Source organism: Azospirillum thermophilum (genome assembly GCF_003130795.1).
In the GTDB taxonomy this organism is placed as follows: Bacteria; Pseudomonadota; Alphaproteobacteria; order Azospirillales; family Azospirillaceae; genus Azospirillum; species Azospirillum thermophilum.
In genome coordinates this window covers 1,164,466-1,181,016 of sequence record NZ_CP029353.1, presented here as the reverse complement: position 1 = coordinate 1,181,016, position 16,551 = coordinate 1,164,466, and the positions used below count along the sequence as shown (strand labels likewise).

The 16,551-nt window shown below is 69.9% G+C and carries 19 protein-coding genes and 2 tRNA genes; 13 read left to right on the top strand and 8 right to left on the bottom strand.

Annotation, left to right across the window (positions count from 1 at the left end):
- Position 1: 1 nt before the first annotated feature.
- The 7 genes from DEW08_RS11725 to DEW08_RS11700 all read left to right on the top strand — a co-directional run bounded on the left by DEW08_RS11725 (position 2) and on the right by DEW08_RS11700 (position 5,495).
- On the top strand, positions 2-1,183 hold the full coding sequence (locus DEW08_RS11725) for a glycosyltransferase family 4 protein (RefSeq protein ID WP_245986594.1): 1,182 nt from the start codon (positions 2-4) through the stop codon (positions 1,181-1,183).
- Positions 1,180-1,353, top strand: coding sequence for a hypothetical protein (locus DEW08_RS32275; protein ID WP_245986593.1), 174 nt, complete (start codon positions 1,180-1,182; stop codon positions 1,351-1,353). Before DEW08_RS11725 ends, DEW08_RS32275 begins: the two co-directional genes overlap by 4 nt.
- Entirely contained in the window at positions 1,347-2,180 is an 834-nt protein-coding gene (locus DEW08_RS11720; RefSeq protein ID WP_245986592.1) for an MraY family glycosyltransferase, read from the top strand. Before DEW08_RS32275 ends, DEW08_RS11720 begins: the two co-directional genes overlap by 7 nt.
- Positions 2,180-3,133 (top strand): UDP-glucose 4-epimerase family protein, encoded by a 954-nt coding sequence (locus DEW08_RS11715; protein ID WP_109327310.1) that lies wholly within the window; start codon positions 2,180-2,182, stop codon positions 3,131-3,133. Before DEW08_RS11720 ends, DEW08_RS11715 begins: the two co-directional genes overlap by 1 nt.
- A 51-nt stretch (positions 3,134-3,184) precedes the next feature.
- Positions 3,185-5,119: a polysaccharide biosynthesis protein gene (locus tag DEW08_RS11710; RefSeq protein WP_109327308.1), complete on the top strand. Its 1,935-nt coding sequence runs from the start codon at positions 3,185-3,187 to the stop codon at positions 5,117-5,119.
- Between the two features lie 195 nt (positions 5,120-5,314).
- Positions 5,315-5,389 (top strand) — tRNA-Thr (locus DEW08_RS11705).
- 31 nt (positions 5,390-5,420) lie between these two features.
- Positions 5,421-5,495: transfer RNA gene (locus DEW08_RS11700), tRNA-Thr, on the top strand.
- 96 nt (positions 5,496-5,591) lie between these two features.
- Here DEW08_RS11700 and DEW08_RS11695 read toward each other — a convergent pair.
- A complete protein-coding gene (locus tag DEW08_RS11695; RefSeq protein WP_109327306.1) occupies positions 5,592-6,569 on the bottom strand; it encodes an SAM-dependent methyltransferase in 978 nt (325 codons plus the stop codon).
- Between the two features lie 250 nt (positions 6,570-6,819).
- Between DEW08_RS11695 and DEW08_RS11690 the strand changes: the two genes are divergently transcribed.
- Together DEW08_RS11690 and DEW08_RS31160 are read left to right on the top strand one after the other, a co-directional pair.
- Entirely contained in the window at positions 6,820-7,056 is a 237-nt protein-coding gene (locus DEW08_RS11690; protein ID WP_109327304.1) for a (2Fe-2S)-binding protein, read from the top strand.
- A 422-nt stretch (positions 7,057-7,478) separates the two neighbouring features.
- A complete protein-coding gene (locus tag DEW08_RS31160; RefSeq protein WP_168220346.1) occupies positions 7,479-7,784 on the top strand; it encodes a hypothetical protein in 306 nt (101 codons plus the stop codon).
- Between the two features lie 132 nt (positions 7,785-7,916).
- Here the strand turns inward: DEW08_RS31160 and DEW08_RS11685 are convergent, their stop codons facing one another.
- The 4 genes from DEW08_RS11685 to DEW08_RS11670 are packed head-to-tail and all read right to left on the bottom strand — an operon-like array spanning position 7,917 to position 11,074.
- A complete protein-coding gene (locus DEW08_RS11685; RefSeq protein WP_109327302.1) occupies positions 7,917-8,882 on the bottom strand; it encodes a MotE family protein in 966 nt (321 codons plus the stop codon).
- The gene (locus DEW08_RS11680) at positions 8,879-9,448 is read right to left on the bottom strand and encodes a DUF6468 domain-containing protein (RefSeq protein WP_109327300.1); all 570 of its coding nucleotides are present in this window, start codon (positions 9,446-9,448) and stop codon (positions 8,879-8,881) included. Before DEW08_RS11680 ends, DEW08_RS11685 begins: the two co-directional genes overlap by 4 nt.
- The gene (fliM, locus tag DEW08_RS11675; protein WP_109327298.1) at positions 9,445-10,521 is read right to left on the bottom strand and encodes a flagellar motor switch protein FliM; all 1,077 of its coding nucleotides are present in this window, start codon (positions 10,519-10,521) and stop codon (positions 9,445-9,447) included. The genes DEW08_RS11680 and fliM overlap by 4 nt, the downstream gene beginning before the upstream one ends.
- Before the next feature lie 19 nt (positions 10,522-10,540).
- Positions 10,541-11,074 carry a flagellar basal body-associated FliL family protein gene (locus tag DEW08_RS11670; RefSeq protein ID WP_109327296.1) on the bottom strand — a complete coding sequence of 178 codons (534 nt, stop codon included), beginning with the start codon at positions 11,072-11,074 and terminating at the stop codon, positions 10,541-10,543.
- A 522-nt stretch (positions 11,075-11,596) separates the two neighbouring features.
- Here DEW08_RS11670 and flgF point away from each other — a divergent pair.
- Genes flgF through flgH form a run of 4 tightly spaced genes read left to right on the top strand, consistent with a single transcriptional unit; the run spans position 11,597 to position 14,701 of the window.
- A complete protein-coding gene (gene flgF / locus DEW08_RS11665; protein ID WP_109327294.1) occupies positions 11,597-12,319 on the top strand; it encodes a flagellar basal-body rod protein FlgF in 723 nt (240 codons plus the stop codon).
- 34 nt (positions 12,320-12,353) lie between these two features.
- Complete coding sequence (gene flgG, locus DEW08_RS11660; protein ID WP_109327292.1) at positions 12,354-13,139, top strand: flagellar basal-body rod protein FlgG; 786 nt, start codon at positions 12,354-12,356, stop codon at positions 13,137-13,139.
- Positions 13,140-13,176: 37 nt separating this feature from the next.
- Positions 13,177-13,911, top strand: coding sequence for a flagellar basal body P-ring formation chaperone FlgA (gene flgA / locus DEW08_RS11655; protein ID WP_109327290.1), 735 nt, complete (start codon positions 13,177-13,179; stop codon positions 13,909-13,911).
- A 13-nt stretch (positions 13,912-13,924) separates the two neighbouring features.
- The gene (gene flgH / locus DEW08_RS11650; protein WP_109327288.1) at positions 13,925-14,701 is read left to right on the top strand and encodes a flagellar basal body L-ring protein FlgH; all 777 of its coding nucleotides are present in this window, start codon (positions 13,925-13,927) and stop codon (positions 14,699-14,701) included.
- Between the two features lie 295 nt (positions 14,702-14,996).
- On the opposite strand, the gene DEW08_RS11645 is transcribed toward flgH, so the two are convergent.
- The 3 genes from DEW08_RS11645 to DEW08_RS11635 form a co-directional block, all read right to left on the bottom strand.
- Positions 14,997-15,128 (bottom strand): DUF1289 domain-containing protein, encoded by a 132-nt coding sequence (locus DEW08_RS11645; RefSeq protein WP_168220345.1) that lies wholly within the window; start codon positions 15,126-15,128, stop codon positions 14,997-14,999.
- Between the two features lie 185 nt (positions 15,129-15,313).
- Positions 15,314-15,733 (bottom strand): RNA polymerase-binding protein DksA, encoded by a 420-nt coding sequence (dksA, locus tag DEW08_RS11640; protein ID WP_109327284.1) that lies wholly within the window; start codon positions 15,731-15,733, stop codon positions 15,314-15,316.
- Positions 15,734-15,952: 219 nt separating this feature from the next.
- Positions 15,953-16,369, bottom strand: coding sequence for a flagellar assembly protein FliX (locus DEW08_RS11635; protein WP_245986591.1), 417 nt, complete (start codon positions 16,367-16,369; stop codon positions 15,953-15,955).
- Positions 16,370-16,551 lie beyond the last annotated feature (182 nt).

The window sequence follows — 16,551 nt, the reverse complement described above, 5'->3', positions numbered from 1 at the left end:
GATGGCCGCCGCCCGTCCCAAGCTGCTCTATCTGGTGACAGAGGACTGGTATTTCTGGTCCCACCGGCTTCCCATGGCCCGCGCCGCCCGCGACGCCGGGTTCGAGGTCGCCGTCGCCACCCGCGTCGACCGCCACGGCGCGCTGATCGAGGGGGAGGGCTTCCGCCTGCTGCCCCTGCCCTGGCACCGCCGCAGCCTGAACCCGCTGGAGGCGCTGTCCTCCATCGCCCGGCTGGTGGCGCTCTACCGCCGCGAGGCGCCGGACCTCGTCCACCACGTCGCGGTGAAACCCGTGCTGTTCGGCGGGCTGGCCGCCTGGCTGGCCGGCGTGCCGGCGGTGGTCAACGCGCTGGCCGGGCTCGGCACCATGTTCATCGGCACCGGCGGGCTGAAGGCGCGGCTGGCCGGGCTGGTGGCGCGCCCGGCGCTCGGCGCCGTGCTGCGCCGGCGCAACAGCCTCACCCTGCTGCAGAACGAGGACGACCGCCGGACGCTCGCCGGACAGGGGCTGATCGATCAGGGGCGCACCTGGATCATCCGCGGCTCCGGCATCGAGACCGACCATTACGCCGTGCTGCCCGAACCGCCGGCGCCGCCGGTGGCGATCGGCTGCGCCGCCCGGCTGCTCGCCAACAAGGGCATCGACCGGCTGGTCGAGGCGGTCGCCCTGCTGCGGGCCAAGGGGCTGGACGTCCGGCTGATCGTCGCCGGCAGGCCCGACCCGGCCAACCCCACCTCCTTCCCGCAAGACACCCTCGACGGCTGGGCCGCCCGGCCGGAGGTCGAGCTGGCCGGCCATCTGTCCGACGTGCGGGAGCTGTGGCGGCGCTGTCATGTCGCGGCGCTGCCGACGCTGGGTGGCGAGGGGCTGCCCAAGAGCCTGCTGGAGGCAGCGGCGAGCGGGCGCGCCATCGTCGCCACCGACGTGCCGGGGTGCCGCGAGGTGGCGCGCAACGGCGAGAACGCGATCCTGGTGCCGCCGGGCGACGTCGCGGCGCTGGCCGCCGCGCTGGAGACGCTGGTGCGCGACCCGGAGCTGCGCCGCCGCTACGGGACGGCCAGCCGGCGCATCGTCGAGTCCGACATGGCCTCCGACAAGGTCGGCGCCCGCACGGTCGCCCTCTACCGCGCGGCGCTGAAGGGCGCAGCCGGCGCCGCGTCGCCGGCGCGGGAGGCGTCATGACCGCCATCCTCCTCCTCGCCGCGGCGCTCGGCCTGTCCTGGCTGGTGTCCTGGCGGCTGACCGGCCGGGTGCTGTCCTGGCTGCGGCAGCGCGCCATCCTCGACCATCCCAACGACCGCTCCAGCCACGCCATCCCCACCCGCGCGGCGGCGGCTGGGGCGTCATGCTGACCCTGCTGCCGGCCTGGGCGCTGATCGGCGCGGGGCACGGCGAGGCGGCGGCGATCCTGCCGGTGCTGGCCGGGGCGGCGGCGCTGATGGCGGTGTCCTGGATGGACGACCGGCGCAGCCTGGGGGCGGCACCCCGCTTCCTGGCACAGGCCGCCGCGGTGGCGCTGGGTCTGGCGGCCCTGCCGGACGGCGCGCCGGTGTTCCAGGGGCTGCTGCCGCTGTGGGCCGACCGGCTGCTCGCCGCCGTCGGCTGGCTGTGGTTCGTCAACCTCTTCAACTTCATGGACGGCATCGACGGTCTCGCCGGCAGCGAGACGGCGACCATCGGGGCCGGGACGGCGCTGGTGGCGCTGCTCGCCGGGCTCGATCCGGTCCTCGCCCCCTATGGGCTCGCGGCGGCCGGCGCGGCGCTCGGCTTCCTGATGTGGAACTGGCACCCGGCCAAGCTGTTCATGGGCGACGTCGGCAGCGTGCCGCTGGGCTTCACGCTCGGCTGGCTTCTGCTGACGCTGGCGGCGCTGGGCCAATGGCCGGCCGCCCTGCTGATCCCCGCCTATTTCCTGGCGGACGCCACCATCACGCTGCTGCGCCGCCTGGCCGAGGGCAAGAAGATCTGGCAGGCGCACCGCGAGCATTTCTACCAGAAGGCAACCCAGCGCGGGCGCAGCCACGCGCAGGTCGTCCGTCTGGTCCTCGTCCTGAACATCATCCTGGCCGCGCTTGCCGCGGCCTCCGTCGTCGTCGGCTGGACCGCGCTGGTGCCGGGAGCCGCGGCGGTCATCCTCCTGCTGGCCCTGTTGGCCCGCCCCGTCCAGGTAGAAGCCTGATGCGCGTACTCGTCACCGGCGCGACCGGATTCGTCGGCCGCACCCTCATCCCCCTGCTGGCCGACCGCGGCCACAGCGTCCGTGCCGTCGTCCGCCGACCCGACAGCTTAGTGCCGGGGGCGGACGACACCGCCCTGATCGACGATATCGGCCCCACCACCGACTGGGCCGAGGCCCTGGAGGGAATCGAGGGCATCGTCCATCTCGCCGCCCGCGTCCATGTCATGAAGGAGACGGCCGGCGATCCGCTCGCCGCCTTCCGCATGGTCAACACCTTCGGCACCAGCCGGCTGGCGGAGGCCGCGGCGGCGGCCGGGGTCAAGCGCCTCGTCTATCTCAGCAGCGTCAAGGCGCTGGTGGACGAGAGCCGGCCGGAGCCGCTGGACGAGACCACCGAACCCGACCCGCACACCGCCTACGGCATCTCCAAGCTGGAGGCCGAGCGGGCGCTGACCGACATCGCCACCCGCACCGGGCTGGAGGTGGCGGTGATCCGCCCGCCTCTGGTCTACGGCCCCGGCGTCCGCGGCAACTTCCTGGCGCTGATGAAGGCGGTGGCGAGCGGCATTCCGCTGCCGCTCGGCGGGCTCGACAACCGGCGGAGCCTGATCTACGTCGGCAACCTCGCCGACGCGATCGTCGCCTGCCTGACCCACCCCAACGCGGCCGGCGGCCGGTTCCTGGTGCAGGACGGCCAGCCGGTCTCGACCGCCGACCTCGTGCGGGCGATCGGCCAGGCGCTCGACCGGCCGGCGCGGCTGCTGCCCGTTCCCGTCTCGGTGATGGAACTGGGGGCGAGGCTCGCCAAGCGGGAGGCGGTGTTCGACCGCATCGCCGGATCGCTGACCGTCGACGACGCGGCCATCCGCCGTGCGCTCGACTGGTCCCCACCGTTTGACCCGGCCGCCGGCTTGCACGCCACGGCCGAATGGTTCAAAGCTTCCGACCGTTGAGACGCCGCCGGTCCAGGAACCGGGCGGTGCAGAGCTATTGAGGCAAGCGGCATGCGCATCCCGTCACCGCGGGCATTCCTCGTCTACCTGCACGATCTCGTCATGACCGGGGTCGCCTTCGCGGCGGCCCTGTACCTGCGCGTCGGCTCGCTCGCCTTCACCGCGTATGCCGAGCCGCTGCTGATCTCGCTGCCGATCGTGGTGGGCATCGCCGCCGTCGTCTTCCTTCTCTTCGGGCTCTATCGCGGCATCTGGCGCTATGCGTCGATACCGGACCTGGCGCAGCTCGTCCGCGCGGTCACGGTGGCGATGCTGTGCTTCGTGCTGGCCATGTTCCTGCTGACCCGGCTGGAGGCGCTGCCGCGGTCGCTGCCGCTGATCTTCTGGATGGTGCAGATCGCGCTGCTGGGCGGCCCGCGCTTCGCCTACCGCCTGTTCAAGGACCGCCGCCTGTCGATCCGCGACGAGACGGTCGGCACCCCGCGCATCCCGGTCCTGCTGCTGGGCGTCGGCGACGCGGCGGAACTGTTCATCCGCTCGCTCGACCAGTCGGGCGGCCACGGCGCCTACCGCGTGGTGGGGCTGCTGGACGAGAAGGGGCGCCGCATCGGCCATGCGGTGCGCGGCGTGCCGGTGCTGGGCAGCGCCGAGGAGCTGACCAGGGTGGTCGAGGAGCTGGCGCGCAAGGGCGACCGGCCGCAGCGGCTGATCGTCACCAAGGGCCAGACCGAGATTTCGGGAACCGTCCTGCGCGGGCTGCTGGAAGAGGCGGACTCGCTCGGCCTCGTCCTGTCACGGCTGCCGAGCCTCACGGAGTTCAAGTCGGCACTCGGCGAAGGCAAGATCGAGGTGCGGCCGATCGCACTGGAGGATCTGCTGGGCCGGCCGCAGGCGGTGCTGAACCGCGGCGCCATGAGCTCGCTGATCGAGGGGCGGCGGGTGGTGGTCACCGGCGCCGGCGGCACCATCGGCAGCGAGCTGGTCCGCCAGATCGCCGGCCTGTCGCCGGAGAGCCTCGTGCTGATCGACGCCGGCGAGTTCAACCTCTACAGCATCGAGATGGAGGTGCGGGAACGCTTCCCCGGCCTTGCCGTCCACGCCGTGCTGGCCGACGTGCGCGACCGCGACCGCGTCTTCCGCCTGTTCCAGGACCACAAGCCGGCGATGGTCTTCCACGCCGCGGCGCTGAAGCATGTGCCGCTGGTCGAGGCGAACCCGACCGAGGGGGCGCTGACCAACACGGTCGGCACCCGCAACGTCGCCGACGCGGCGCGGGCGGCGGGTTGCCTCGCCATGGTGCTGATCTCCACCGACAAGGCGATCCGGCCGACCAGCGTGATGGGCGCCACCAAGCGCTTCGCCGAGACCTACTGCCAGGCCCTCGACATCCTGCCGCCGCGCGAAGGGACCGAGGTGGCGACCCGCTACATGACCGTGCGCTTCGGCAACGTGCTGGGCTCCTCCGGCTCGGTCGTGCCGCTCTTCACGCGGCAGCTCGCCAAGGGCGGGCCGCTGACCGTCACCCACCCCGACATGCGCCGCTACTTCATGACCGTGCGCGAGGCGGTGGAGCTGGTGCTGCAGGCCTCCGCCCACGGCGTGATGCGCTCGGAGGACCGCGGCAAGGTGCTGGTGCTGGACATGGGCGAGCCGGTGAAGATCGTCGATCTCGCCCGCCAGATGATCCGGCTGGCCGGCTACCGGCCGGAAGTCGACATCCGGATCGAGTTCACCGGCCTGCGTCCCGGCGAGAAGCTGTTCGAGGAGATCCTGACCGCCGCCGAAGCGCCGAGCCGCACCGAGGCCGACGGCGTCTTCCTCGCCTCGCCCCGGCTGATCGACTATGCGCTGGTCAACCGCGCGCTGGGCGAGCTGGAGGCGGCGGCCAGGGCCGGCGACGGCGAGCGGGTGCTGACCATCCTGTCGAACATCGTGCCGGATTTCCGCAGCGAGGCGGTGCTGCCCCAGGCCGGCGCCAACGCCTGATCCGCGCCTGCTCCCCAAGGTTAAAGCGCAGGAAAGAAGGAGAGAAATTTCTGCTTTATCGGCTTGCATCGCGCGGGGGGCTATGGCATAACCCGCGCCACTTCGGCGGCGGCAGCGATCCGGCGGTCGGCGGCGAAGTGTCGGGCGAGGTCGGGCCTGCCAAGCGCAGGCAGGACGCTCAACCGAGATCAGGGCGCTGCCGTAGCTCAGTGGTAGAGCACTCCCTTGGTAAGGGAGAGGTCGAGAGTTCAATCCTCTCTGGCAGCACCATCCCCACCGACCGGGGGCAAACGGTCCCGGCGCTGCCGTAGCTCAGTGGTAGAGCACTCCCTTGGTAAGGGAGAGGTCGAGAGTTCAATCCTCTCTGGCAGCACCATCCCTTCCCCCTCGACGGCACATGACGATCCGACCGCGCGGCCGAAGGCGGCCCTGCGCGATTGCGCATGTCTGCGGCTTGGCGGCTTCGGCGCGCTCAGCGCGCCGGCCAGATCCAGGTCAGCTCGTGCTTGTTGTGGTAGAGGTGCAGCACCCGGCCGCCGGGGATGGCGGCGAAGGCGCGGGCGGTCTCGTGGTCGGTTTCCGCCTGGAACTTCAGCGTGCAGACGAAGCGCTTGGCGAGACCGCTGTCCATCCAGTCGCGCACCAGCCGCAGCAGCCGCGTCGGATAGCAGATGACGTCGCAGCACAGCCAGTCCACCGGCCCGACATCCTGCGGGCGCAGGCCGAAGGCGCTCTCCTGCCGGTACTCCACCCGCGGCAGCGCGGCGATGGCCGGGTCGAGCGGCGCCTTGTCGACGCTGACCACCGAGGCGCCCAGCTCGTGCAGCACCCAGGTCCAGCCGCCCGGACAGGCCCCGAGGTCGAGGCAGCGGTCGCCCGGTCCCGGCTGCTCGCCGAACAGCGTCAGCGCTTCCCACAGCTTCAGATAGGCGCGGTTGGGTGGCGCGGTGCGGTTCTCCACGAAGACCAGCTCGCCGTGGCGGAACGGGCTGGAACAGCGGGCGGCGGCGATGATGGTGGTCTCGTCCTCCAGCGTCCAGGAGCCGAGCGGGGCGGTCGGCAGGGGCGACGGGAAGCTCACCGGCTTGGCCGAGACGTGCGGCAGGTTCTCCTGGATCAGCGAAGCCCGGCGGTGGTGGCGCTGCGACCAGAGCGCCCAGTTGCGCTGGATGGAGCGCAGGGCCTTGGCGCCGCCCTTGATCGACGGCACCTCGATGCGCACCGGATCGTACCAGATGTTCTGCGCCCAGGCCGCCGGGCGCGCCGGGCCGGGGGCGTAGACCAGCCGGCCGTCGACCCGCGAGACCTCGCCCAGTTCGGCCACCAGATCGTCCACGAACCCTTCGGGGGCGAGGTAGATGGTCTCCCCCAGCGGAACCGGTGCCGGAACGGCCTGGGACCGGGCGGGATCGGACGGGGCGGCGGGGGTCTGGGGGGCTGTATCGCTCATGACCAAGGGGCTAGCGCCGCCGTCCGGGGAATGCAAGCCTCCTCCGCCGGCGGCCCGCCGTCCGGCTTTGCCCCGTGCGCTCCGGCACCCGCTCCGCCTACCCCATCGGAACGGGGTGTGACAAACACGCGCATCATCCCCACTTGGGAGCTGCCGCCGCGTGAGCGCAATTGACACCAATTCTCAATCGCATTAAATGGGCGGTCAGCGGGTCACTCCGCTTCGTGCATCCGGGCACCGTCGAGGCTTCATGTACGTCTGCATCTGCCACGCGCTGAACGACAAGAAGGTCAAGGCCGCCCTCGACAACGGGGCCCGCACTCCAGCCTCCATCTTCCGCCACCATTCCTGTCAGGTACAGTGCGGCAAATGCGTGCCACTGATGCGCGAGATGGCCGCACAGCACGGCGGCGGCTGCGGTTCCTGCGCGACCAGCCCGGCGCCGGCGAACAGTGGCGCTTACGAATATGGCGTCGCTGCCGAGTAATCGGCGACAACCTGACCGATATCTTCACAAAGCTGTCACGCTTTCTTCACCTCGTCTCCTGCCCGGCCCCAGACGACCGGCCGGCATGACGTATAGGTCAGCTCCTGTTATTTCATCAGGATGACGATCAAGTCAGACTTTAGGATGCGACAACCTGTCGACCCTCTATGAACTTCGGGTCAGTTGACCTGCCCAGCCAATTCAGGCACAACGTCTCCCAACAAGAGAACGGCTCAAACGAAGCCAGAGCGGACAAAACTGCTCGAAGAGGAAACGCACAGGACGGCCAGACCACTTCAGGACCCGGGTTGGGACCTTCCCTTAAAACGGGACGGAACGCCCGGTCCATTTCATTTTTCTTGCAACAGAAGACAGCGTGCAAGCAAGGGTCGGCCGTCGCAAAATCCACCAAGGAGGTGTCTATGAGCTGCCGTACCCGGCAAGCTTTCGATCAGCTATGCCGCGACCTGCTCGATCAGGCGACAGAGCGGATGGACCGGCTTCGGTCTTTCGTCGAACGGTCCGGCGGTGCCGGCCGTGAAGGGTGGGAGCGCATGCTCGACAATCTGCGCGGCGAGCGGAACCGCGCCACCGCCCGGATCGAAGCGGCGCGGCTTGCCGACGACGACACCTGGCCGACCGCGCGCGCCCAGGCGGATCAGGCCATCACCGACCTGATGGAGTGCATCGACGACCTCGACCGGCGCCTGCAACGGCTGGCGGCCTGAGCGGTCTCTCCCCTCCCCCGGACGGAAAAAGGCGGCGCCACGCTCCCCGCATGGCGCCGCCTTCGTCCATTGGCCCCGATCGGCCGACCCGCACTTTCCGGCCCCTATTCGCCCCCTTCTATCCGCCGCCTTCTACTTGCCGGACGGCACGCCCCGGCGCTCGATCAGGGCGGTGGTGACGGCGGTCGCCTTGGCCGGATCCATGGCGGCGAGGATCGGCGCCGTCTTGGTTTCCTTCATGCGCTGGATGACGTCCAGCAGGACCGTCATCTCCATCTCCTCGAAGATGCGCGCGGCCTCCTTCGGCTTCATCGTCTCGTAGATCTTCACGAGGCTCTCGAGCTGCGCCGCCTGCTTCTCGTCGCCCTGCCGCATCATCTTCTGGATGTCGGCGCGGGTCTTCTCCATCTCCGCCACCTTCTGGTCGATGCGCTTCTCGGCGGCGGCCAGCAGGGCCTCGCGCTGCTCCAGCTCCTTGGTGCGCCGCTCGATCTCGGCGCGACGCTCGGCGAAGTGCTGCAGCAGCTCCTCGTTGCTGATCGGCCCCAGCGGCTCCGGAACGGCGGCGGTGACGGGGGCGGCGGGGTTGGCGCTCGCCCCGCCCTGGGCGGGCGGCGGCGGCTTGTTCCCGGCCTCCTTGGGCGGCGGCGCGTCCTTGGGCTTCGCCGTCGGCCCGGCCGGCGGATTCTGCGTGCCCTGCGGCCCCTGGGCCAGGGTCACCGGAAAGTCGGGCAACCGGGCGTCCCGCGTCACCAGATGCCACAGGTCGCCGACCCTGATGCCCAGCATCAGGACGGCGACGAAGATCGTCACCGGCAGCAGGCGGAAACGCATGCCCTGCATCCGCGCCCGCAACCGCTGCGTCAGGGGCTGGCGGGCCGCGGCCGGCTTGCGCTGCTTGCCCTTCGCCTTCCGGGCGGCAGGCTTCGCCCCGGCGGCCGGCTTCGCCGCGGCGGTGGCCGGCAGACCGAACCTCGCGGCGGCCTGGGCGGCGGAAGCCTGGGCCGGAGCGGCGCCGGCCGAGGTGCGGACGCCGTGCGGCGTGGCGCCGGCGGCGCGGATCACCACCTTGGGCTCGTCGTTGGAGGGGGTGCTCATCCCATGCCCTTCCCGGCGTTCTCGATGGCCTGCAGCAGTTCACGCTCGGCCCGCGACAGGCTCTCGCCCTCCCGCACCAGCGGGTCGGCGGCCGGGGAGCGGCGGGCCGGCGACGGCAGGGACGCCGGCGCGTCTTCGTCCTCGCCATGGTCGTCGATCGGCACCGGGATCGGGCGCGGCGCCGGGCGGGCGGTGATCGCCGGCTTCGGCGCCGGGCGGGCGGCGGCGGCGGCGCGCAGCCGGTCGCCGTCGCCGACCGCGCCCAGCCGGTTGGCCAGCGCATCGGCCGCCTCGATCATGAACTGCAGCTCGTCGCGCAGGGCCTGGGCCTTGGTGACGGTGCGCTGCAGCTCCTCGCCGGTGTCGGCCGCGGTCTTCTTCAGGCCGCGCACGCCCGTCTCGGCCTTCGACATGGCCTCGTTCAGGCCCTTGATCAGCTCGGCCATCTCGCCGCGGCTTTCGCGCAGATGGACGATCTGCTTGTTGAGGATGATCGCGTAGGCGATCGTCGCGGCCAGCAGGCCGACGATGACGACGTCCAGGATCAGGGAGATCACGGGGCTCACAGACGCATGACCTCCTGTTTGGGCAGCTCGCGTTCGAGCCGCACGGCGATGTGGCCGCCCTTGCGGCCCATGCGCCCCTGGAACATCGAGACGTCGCCGCAGCGCAGCTCGATCGCGCCGTCCGGCGTGGCGTTCAGCAGGATCCGGGTGCCGACGCGCCAGTTCAGCACGTCGTGCAGGGTCATCGTGACCTCGTCCAGCACGGCGGAGAGGTCGACGTCGGTCACCAGCAGCTCGGACGCCAGGTGGGTTTCCCAGATGGAGTCGCGGCCGAACTTCTCGCCCATGAACATCTGGAGCAGAAGCTCGCGCACCGGCTCCAGCGTCGCATAGGGGATCATCAGCTCCAGCCGGCCGCCGCGATCCTCCATGTCGATGCGCAGCTTGACCAGCACGGCGGCGTTGGCGGGGCGCGCGATGGTGGCGAAGCGCGGGTTGGTCTCCAGCCGGTCGAAGCGGAAGGTCACCGGCGACAGCGGATCGAAGGCGGCGGACAGGTCGGACAGCACGACATGGACCATCCGCTCCACCAGGTTGCGCTCGATGGTCGTGTAGGGCCGGCCTTCGATGCGCATCGCCGCGGTGCCGCGGCGGCCGCCCAGCAGCACGTCCACGATGGAGTAGATCAGCGCGGAGTCCACCACCATCAGGCCGTAGTTGTCCCACTCCTCCGCCTTGAAGACGGAGAGCATCGCCGGCAGCGGGATGGAGTTCAGGTAGTCGCCGAACCGCACCGACGAGATCTGGTCGAGGCTGACCTCGACGTTGTCGGAGGTGAAGTTGCGAAGGCTGGTGGACATCATGCGGACGAGGCGGTCGAAGACCACCTCCAGCATGGGCAGGCGTTCGTAGTTGACCAGCGCCGAGTTGACCAGCGCCATGATGCCGGAGTTGTCGCCGTCGCCGGCCCCGCTCTGGTCGAAGCCAAGCAGGCTGTCGATCTCGTCCTGGTTCAGCACGCGGGTGGAGCCGCCGCCGCCGCCCATGTCGCCGACGTCGCCGCTGTCCTCGGCCAGCGCCGCCCATTCCGCGGCGAGCCGTTCCTCTTCGCTCAGTTCCTCGGTGTTGCTCATCTGCCGCCCGCCTCTCGCCCTACTGGACCAGCATTTCCTTGAACAGCACGTCCTTGACCTTGACCGGGTGCGCCGCCGCGGTGATCCGCAGCAGCAGCTCCTGCCTCAGCCGGTACATGCCGGCCGACCCCTTCAGGTCCTCCAGCCGCAGTTCGCGCAGGTACACCTGGAAGTTGTCGATGATGCGCGGCAGCACATGCTCGATGCCCGGGATGTCCTCCGGCTTGGACACCTGGATCGAGATCTTGATCTTCAGGAAGGCGGGGCGCTTGCCGGAGCTGTTCAGGTTCACCAGCATGTCCGGCAGATCGTAGAAGATCGGGGCGGCATGCGGGTCGGGCTGCGCCGGCTCCGGCGGGTGTTCGGCCGCGGCGGCCTCTTCCTTCTTGCCGAGAAGGCTGTCCAGCAGGCCCGAGAAATAAATCCCCGCTCCGGCGCCGATCAGCAGCACCAGCGGCAGGATGACGAACAGGACCAGTTTCTTGCCGCTGAACTTCTTGCGCGGCAGGCCCTCGGTCGAAAGTTCGCCGGCATCTTCGGCGTTCGCGGTCATGGAATCCCGGCAGCGGTCGGTGACGGAAATGGGCTTACCAGCACGCAACACCCTATCTTTCGGATAGTTAACAACTCCTTTCCGGGGTGATCCGGGAGGTGTGACCAAGCGGGTTTGGCGACGTCCGGCACGATTTTTGATGTGGTCCGTGGCGGAGGAGTCCGTCCAGGCGGCTCCCGGTCGTCCGCACCCCCTGCCCGCCCCTCCGGCCGGCCGGAACGGGAGGCCGTGGCCCCGTCTGCCTCCGCCGACCCTGCGCCCGGCCCGCCCACCCCCTGGTGGCGCGGGAACGGGAGGGTTTTGCCCGACGCCGGCCGGCAACTCTCGCCGTCGGGCCGGCAGGATTTGCCCGGCATCCCCTGCCCCGGGCCGTTCCCACCCGCCGACCGCCGGCCGGGACCGCCCCCGGCTTGCCTGAAAAATGCCTCGCCCCCTTGTCCCGCCTGACTTGGCACGGCGGCTGCAAAGGACTGTGCGTCAGCCGGATGGGTCCGGCGGCATCGCGAGTGAAGAGGCCGTCCGATGGAAAACTCGATCTACGTCGCCCTGTCGCGCCAGATGGCGGTGCAACGCCAGCTCGACGTCGTGTCGAACAACATCGCGAACATGAACACCGCCGGCTACAAGAACCAGCGCATGCTGTTCACCGAGTTCCTGGAGAAGCCGGGCCTGCACGAGAAGGTCAGCTTCGTCCAGGACCGCGCGGTGGTGCGGGACCTGCAGACCGGCCCGATGACCCAGACCGGCAATCCGCTGGATCTGGCGCTGACCGGCCAGGGCTATTTCACCGTCGATACCGCCAACGGCCCCCGCTACACCCGGGCCGGCAACTTCCGCCTGAACGACCAGCGCCAGATCGTCGACGGCGGCGGCCTGCCGGTCCTCGGCGACAACGGCCAGCCCCTGACCATCCCGCCCAACACCACGGACATCAAGGTGTCGGGCGACGGCACGGTGTCGACCGAGCTGGGGCAGGTCGGCAAGCTGAACATCGCCACCTTCAAGAACGAGCAGTTCATGACCGAGGTGGGGGCCGGCCTCTACGTCACCGACGAGGAGCCGCAGCCGGCCCCGGCCGACACAAAAGTGGCACAGGGCTTGCTTGAGCAATCCAACGTGAAGCCGGTGGTGGAGATGACGCAGATGATCGAAATCCAGCGCCAGTACGCCTCGGCACAGCGGCTCGTCGACAGCGAGCACGAGCGCATCCGCACCATGATCCAGCGATTGGGCCGTTCGGTCTGAGCCGCCCGAAGACGAGACGAGAGGAGTAGGAACCATGCGCAGCCTCGCCATCGGCGCCACCGGGATGATCGCCCAGCAGCTCAACGTCGAGACGATCTCCAACAACATCGCCAACGCCACCACCACGGGCTTCAAGAAGCAGCGGGCCGAGTTCCAGGACCTGCTCTACCAGAATTTCCGCCGCATCGGCTCGACCTCGTCGGACGCCGGCACCGTGGTGCCGACCGGCGTGCAGGTGGGGGCCGGCGTGCGCGTCGCCGCGGTGGCCCGCGTGCTGGAGCAGGGCAACCTGAACGTCACCGACAACAAGTTCGACCTGGCGATCAACGGTTCCGGCTATTTCCAGATCACGCTGCCGAGCGGCGACACCGCCTTCACCCGCGCCGGCAACTTCAAGCTGTCGCCGGAAGGCATCATGGTCACCGCCGACGGCTACCCGGTGCAGCCGAACATCACCATTCCCAGCAACGCGGTGGACGTCGCCGTCAACGCCTCGGGCGAGGTGCTGGTGAAGCTGGACGGCCAGGTCGCGACCCAGAATGTCGGCCAGCTCCAGCTCGCCACCTTCGCCAACGCCGCCGGCCTCGAAGCGATCGGCGACAACCTGTTCCTGGAGACCCCGGCGTCGGGCCAGGTGGTGACGGGCGCCCCGGGCACCCCGGGCTTCGGCCGCGTCGTGCAGGGGGCGCTGGAGACCTCCAACGTCAACGTGGTGCAGGAGATCACGACGCTGATCACCGCCCAGCGCGCCTACGAGATGAACTCCAAGATCATCAAGACCACCGACGAGATGATGCAGCAGGCCAGCCAGCTCCGCTGACGCCGCCCCGACCGCCGCCGCTTGAGGACACGCCGCCATGACCCGCACCCTCGCCATTCTCGCCCTCGGCACCGCCCTCCTCACCGCCTCCGCCGGCGGCGTCGCCGCGGTGGAGCCGCCGGCCGTGGTCTACGGCGCGCCGCATGTCGAGGCGGTGCTGACCGACGCGCTGGCGCAGTACATCCCGGTCGGCCGCATGCAGCTCGAGCTGGACAGCCGCGCCCTGGAGCTGCGCGCCCCGCAGGGGGCCGGCACGCTGAAGGTGGAGAACCTCTATTACAGCCCGGTGCAGGGCCGCTTCGCCGCCGAGGTGATCGTGACCGACACGCGGCCGCTGGTTCGCCTGCCGGTGTCCGGCCGCGCCTATGGCGTGGTGCAGGTGCCGGTGCTGGCCCGCCGCGTCGCCCCCGGCGACGTCATCACCGCCGCCGACGTCGACTGGCAGAATGTCCGCGCCGACCAGACCGGCAGCGACATCGCCGCGACCGACGCGCAGCTTATCGGCATGACGCCCAAGCGCGGCTTCGCCCTGAACCAGCCCGTCCGGCTGCGCGACCTGCAGTCGCCGCGGATGGTGGACCGCGGGGCGCTGGTGACCATCACCCTCACCACCGAGAACCTGACGCTGACCGCCCAGGGCAAGGCCCTGCAGGACGGCGGCAAGGGCGACGTCATCCGCGTCGTCAACACCCAATCCAACCGCATCGTCGAAGCGACGGTGACCGGCAGCAACCTCGTCGCCGTGGCAAAGCCCGGCCTGACCGCGAAGTAAGGAGAAAGCTCCCATGGTCCGCACCTCGACCGCCTCCCTCGGCCGCACCGCCTTCCGCTTCGCGCTGCTCGCTGCCGTCGCCGCCTCGCTGCCCGCCTGCAACGCGGCCCAGCGCATCTCTGAGATCGGCAAGGCGCCGGAACTCTCGCAGATCCAGGATCCGCACGCCGCTCCCGGCTACCAGCCGGTCAGCCTGCCGATGCCGACCCCGCTGCCGGTCGAGCGCAACCCGAATTCCCTGTGGCGGACCGGGGCCAAAGCCTTCTTCAAGGACCAGCGGGCCGCCAAGGTCGGCGACCTGCTGACCGTGAACATCAAGATCGACGACCAGGCCAAGCTGGCGAACGAAAGCAAGCGGTCGCGCGCCAACTCCGACAAGGCGGGCATGCCGCACCTTCTGGGCATCGAAGCCGACACGCTGGCCCGCGTGCTGCCCAACGGCGCCAGCGCCACCAGCCTCGTCGACCTGTCGAGCAACACCTCCAACGACGGCAAGGGCTCGGTCGACCGCAAGGAGCAGATCGAGCTGAAGGTGGCGGCGCTCGTCACCCAGACGCTGCCCAACGGCAACATGGTCATCCAGGGCCGCCAGGAGGTCCGGGTGAACTACGAGGTGCGCGACCTGATCATCACCGGCGTCATCCGGCCGGAGGACATCACGGCGCAGAACACCATCAGCTACGAGAAGATCGCCGAGGCGCGCATCTCCTACGGCGGCCGCGGCCAGATCACCGACGTGCAGCAGCCGCGCTACGGCCAGCAGCTCTTCGACATCATCATGCCCTTCTGAGGACGGGCGGCCCCGGGCCGACGGCAGGACCGGCGGGACCGGCGGACCGGGCGGGAGCGCAGGCTTCCGTCCGGCCGCCGCGCGTCGCCGGGGTGGAGCTTTTTGCCGGGCGGCGGAGATTGCCGCGCCGCTTCCTGCCGCCAAGCGGGTTTTCCGAACCCGCCCACACATGGGCGGGCTCGGGAGGCGGGCTCGGGAGGCGGGCTCGGGAGGCGGGCTCGGGAAACCTGCGAATCTCCGGGTTTGCAGGTTTCTCCAGGCCGGGCCATGTGTGGTCCGATCTGGAGAGACCTGCCTAGGCCGCGGGCTCCTCGTCGACGCCGCCCTCGTCCCGCGCGGCGTTGATCTGGTCCAGCGTCCGGCCGCAGCCGGTGCAGACCTCGCCGTCGATGGCGCACATGCCGAGGCAGTCGGGATCGTCGCTCATCAAATCCTCCGTCCGCGGACCGGCAGTCCCGGCCGGCCCTGGTGATCGCATCGGCTCAAAAAAAACAAACCCCACCGCCCGCTGCCGGGCCGGTGGGGTCGGGACCGAGGTCCGCGGCGGCGCGGGCACGTCCGCGGATCGCGCCCGCCGGTCCGGCGGACGCAACCGGCGGGGTGGCCGGACCGTCAGTCGTCGCGCTGAGTGCGCTCCATCCGCTCGTGCCGCTCCTGGGCCTCCAGGCTCAGCGTCGCGATGGGGCGGGCGTCCAGGCGGCGGACGGAGATCGGCTCGCCGGTCTCCTCGCAATAGCCGTAGCTGCCGTCCAGGATCCGCTCCAGCGCAGCGTCGATCTTGGCGATCAGCTTGCGCTCGCGGTCGCGGGTGCGCAGTTCCAGCGCCCGATCGGTTTCCGCCGAGGCGCGGTCCGCGATGTCGGGTTCCTGGATCCCGCCTTCCTGAAGGCTGTTCAACGTCTCCGTCGATTCAGCCAGCAGTTCGGCCCGCCAGCGCAGCAGCTTCTGGCGGAAATACTCCCGCATGGTGGGATTCATGAACGGCTCGTCTTCAGACGGCGCGTAATTCGGGGGCAGAAGCGGCAGCGACATCCGAAAGCATCCAGCACGAAAAGGGGTGATCCGGGCGGCGCGGAGTATAGGTATGGCGGCGTCCATCCGCAACCCTATGGTTGGCCCCGGCAACCGACGGCCAAACCATTGGAGTATCGGCGATTTACACCACCGGCACCACGCCCGCGAGAAAGTGCCGGCACAAGGTGCCGGGTGGCGCGACCAAAGGATCGGGTAGTAAAAAAACGGATTACGGCGTCAGCTTCGCCAGTTCCACCTGGGCCGCAGGTCGATCTCGTCGAGGATCGCCGCCAGATGCGGGTCGTCGACCTGGACGCGGCGCGAGTGGACGACCTTGGCGAGGTCCATCAGCTTCTGCGCCGACAGGGTGCCGGAGAGCAGCCCGTGCTGGAGTTCCTCCAGCCGGTCGAGCATCTCCTCCGCCCGCATCTTTCCGCGCGACGCACGGGCGGTGGCGTCGTCGGTCGCATCGACCTCCTGCAGGGCGAGAACCCCGGCGACGCCGGCAAGCGAAGCCGACGCGCTGACGCCGTGAGCGGTGTTGGACTCGCTCACGAGCTGCTTGGAGAAGGATGCTCCGGACGTGCTTTCGGCCTTGCCGGTACGGCGGACCGAGGTGCTGCCGCGAAGATTTCCGGGGCCTTCGACTTTCATGTTCCGTGCAACCGTCTGCGGTAAGGCTCTCACCTTAGATGGAACAAGATTAACATCCGGTCAAGCTTTGCCGCAATCGGGCAAAAATTGCCGTTGCGCTGTGGCCGCGATTGGACATTTGCCGGGCGAATATCGGGACAACTCGCCGGTCCACCCGCGTTGCACCGCTTTCGCCGGACTGG

What these genes read in the sequence shown, in the direction of transcription:
- DEW08_RS11725 (WP_245986594.1), top strand. Translation starts at nt 2, where the DNA reads ATGGCCGCCGCCCGTCCCAAGCTGCTCTATCTGGTGACAGAGGACTGG.
- DEW08_RS32275 (WP_245986593.1), top strand. Translation starts at nt 1,180, where the DNA reads ATGACCGCCATCCTCCTCCTCGCCGCGGCGCTCGGCCTGTCCTGGCTG.
- DEW08_RS11720 (WP_245986592.1), top strand. Translation starts at nt 1,347, where the DNA reads ATGCTGACCCTGCTGCCGGCCTGGGCGCTGATCGGCGCGGGGCACGGC.
- DEW08_RS11715 (WP_109327310.1), top strand. Translation starts at nt 2,180, where the DNA reads ATGCGCGTACTCGTCACCGGCGCGACCGGATTCGTCGGCCGCACCCTC.
- DEW08_RS11710 (WP_109327308.1), top strand. Translation starts at nt 3,185, where the DNA reads ATGCGCATCCCGTCACCGCGGGCATTCCTCGTCTACCTGCACGATCTC.
- DEW08_RS11695 (WP_109327306.1), bottom strand. Translation starts at nt 6,569, where the DNA reads ATGAGCGATACAGCCCCCCAGACCCCCGCCGCCCCGTCCGATCCCGCC.
- DEW08_RS11690 (WP_109327304.1), top strand. Translation starts at nt 6,820, where the DNA reads ATGTACGTCTGCATCTGCCACGCGCTGAACGACAAGAAGGTCAAGGCC.
- DEW08_RS31160 (WP_168220346.1), top strand. Translation starts at nt 7,479, where the DNA reads ATGAGCTGCCGTACCCGGCAAGCTTTCGATCAGCTATGCCGCGACCTG.
- DEW08_RS11685 (WP_109327302.1), bottom strand. Translation starts at nt 8,882, where the DNA reads ATGAGCACCCCCTCCAACGACGAGCCCAAGGTGGTGATCCGCGCCGCC.
- fliM (WP_109327298.1), bottom strand. Translation starts at nt 10,521, where the DNA reads ATGAGCAACACCGAGGAACTGAGCGAAGAGGAACGGCTCGCCGCGGAA.
- DEW08_RS11670 (WP_109327296.1), bottom strand. Translation starts at nt 11,074, where the DNA reads ATGACCGCGAACGCCGAAGATGCCGGCGAACTTTCGACCGAGGGCCTG.
- flgF (WP_109327294.1), top strand. Translation starts at nt 11,597, where the DNA reads ATGGAAAACTCGATCTACGTCGCCCTGTCGCGCCAGATGGCGGTGCAA.
- flgG (WP_109327292.1), top strand. Translation starts at nt 12,354, where the DNA reads ATGCGCAGCCTCGCCATCGGCGCCACCGGGATGATCGCCCAGCAGCTC.
- flgA (WP_109327290.1), top strand. Translation starts at nt 13,177, where the DNA reads ATGACCCGCACCCTCGCCATTCTCGCCCTCGGCACCGCCCTCCTCACC.
- flgH (WP_109327288.1), top strand. Translation starts at nt 13,925, where the DNA reads ATGGTCCGCACCTCGACCGCCTCCCTCGGCCGCACCGCCTTCCGCTTC.
- DEW08_RS11645 (WP_168220345.1), bottom strand. Translation starts at nt 15,128, where the DNA reads ATGAGCGACGATCCCGACTGCCTCGGCATGTGCGCCATCGACGGCGAG.
- dksA (WP_109327284.1), bottom strand. Translation starts at nt 15,733, where the DNA reads ATGTCGCTGCCGCTTCTGCCCCCGAATTACGCGCCGTCTGAAGACGAG.
- DEW08_RS11635 (WP_245986591.1), bottom strand. Translation starts at nt 16,369, where the DNA reads ATGAAAGTCGAAGGCCCCGGAAATCTTCGCGGCAGCACCTCGGTCCGC.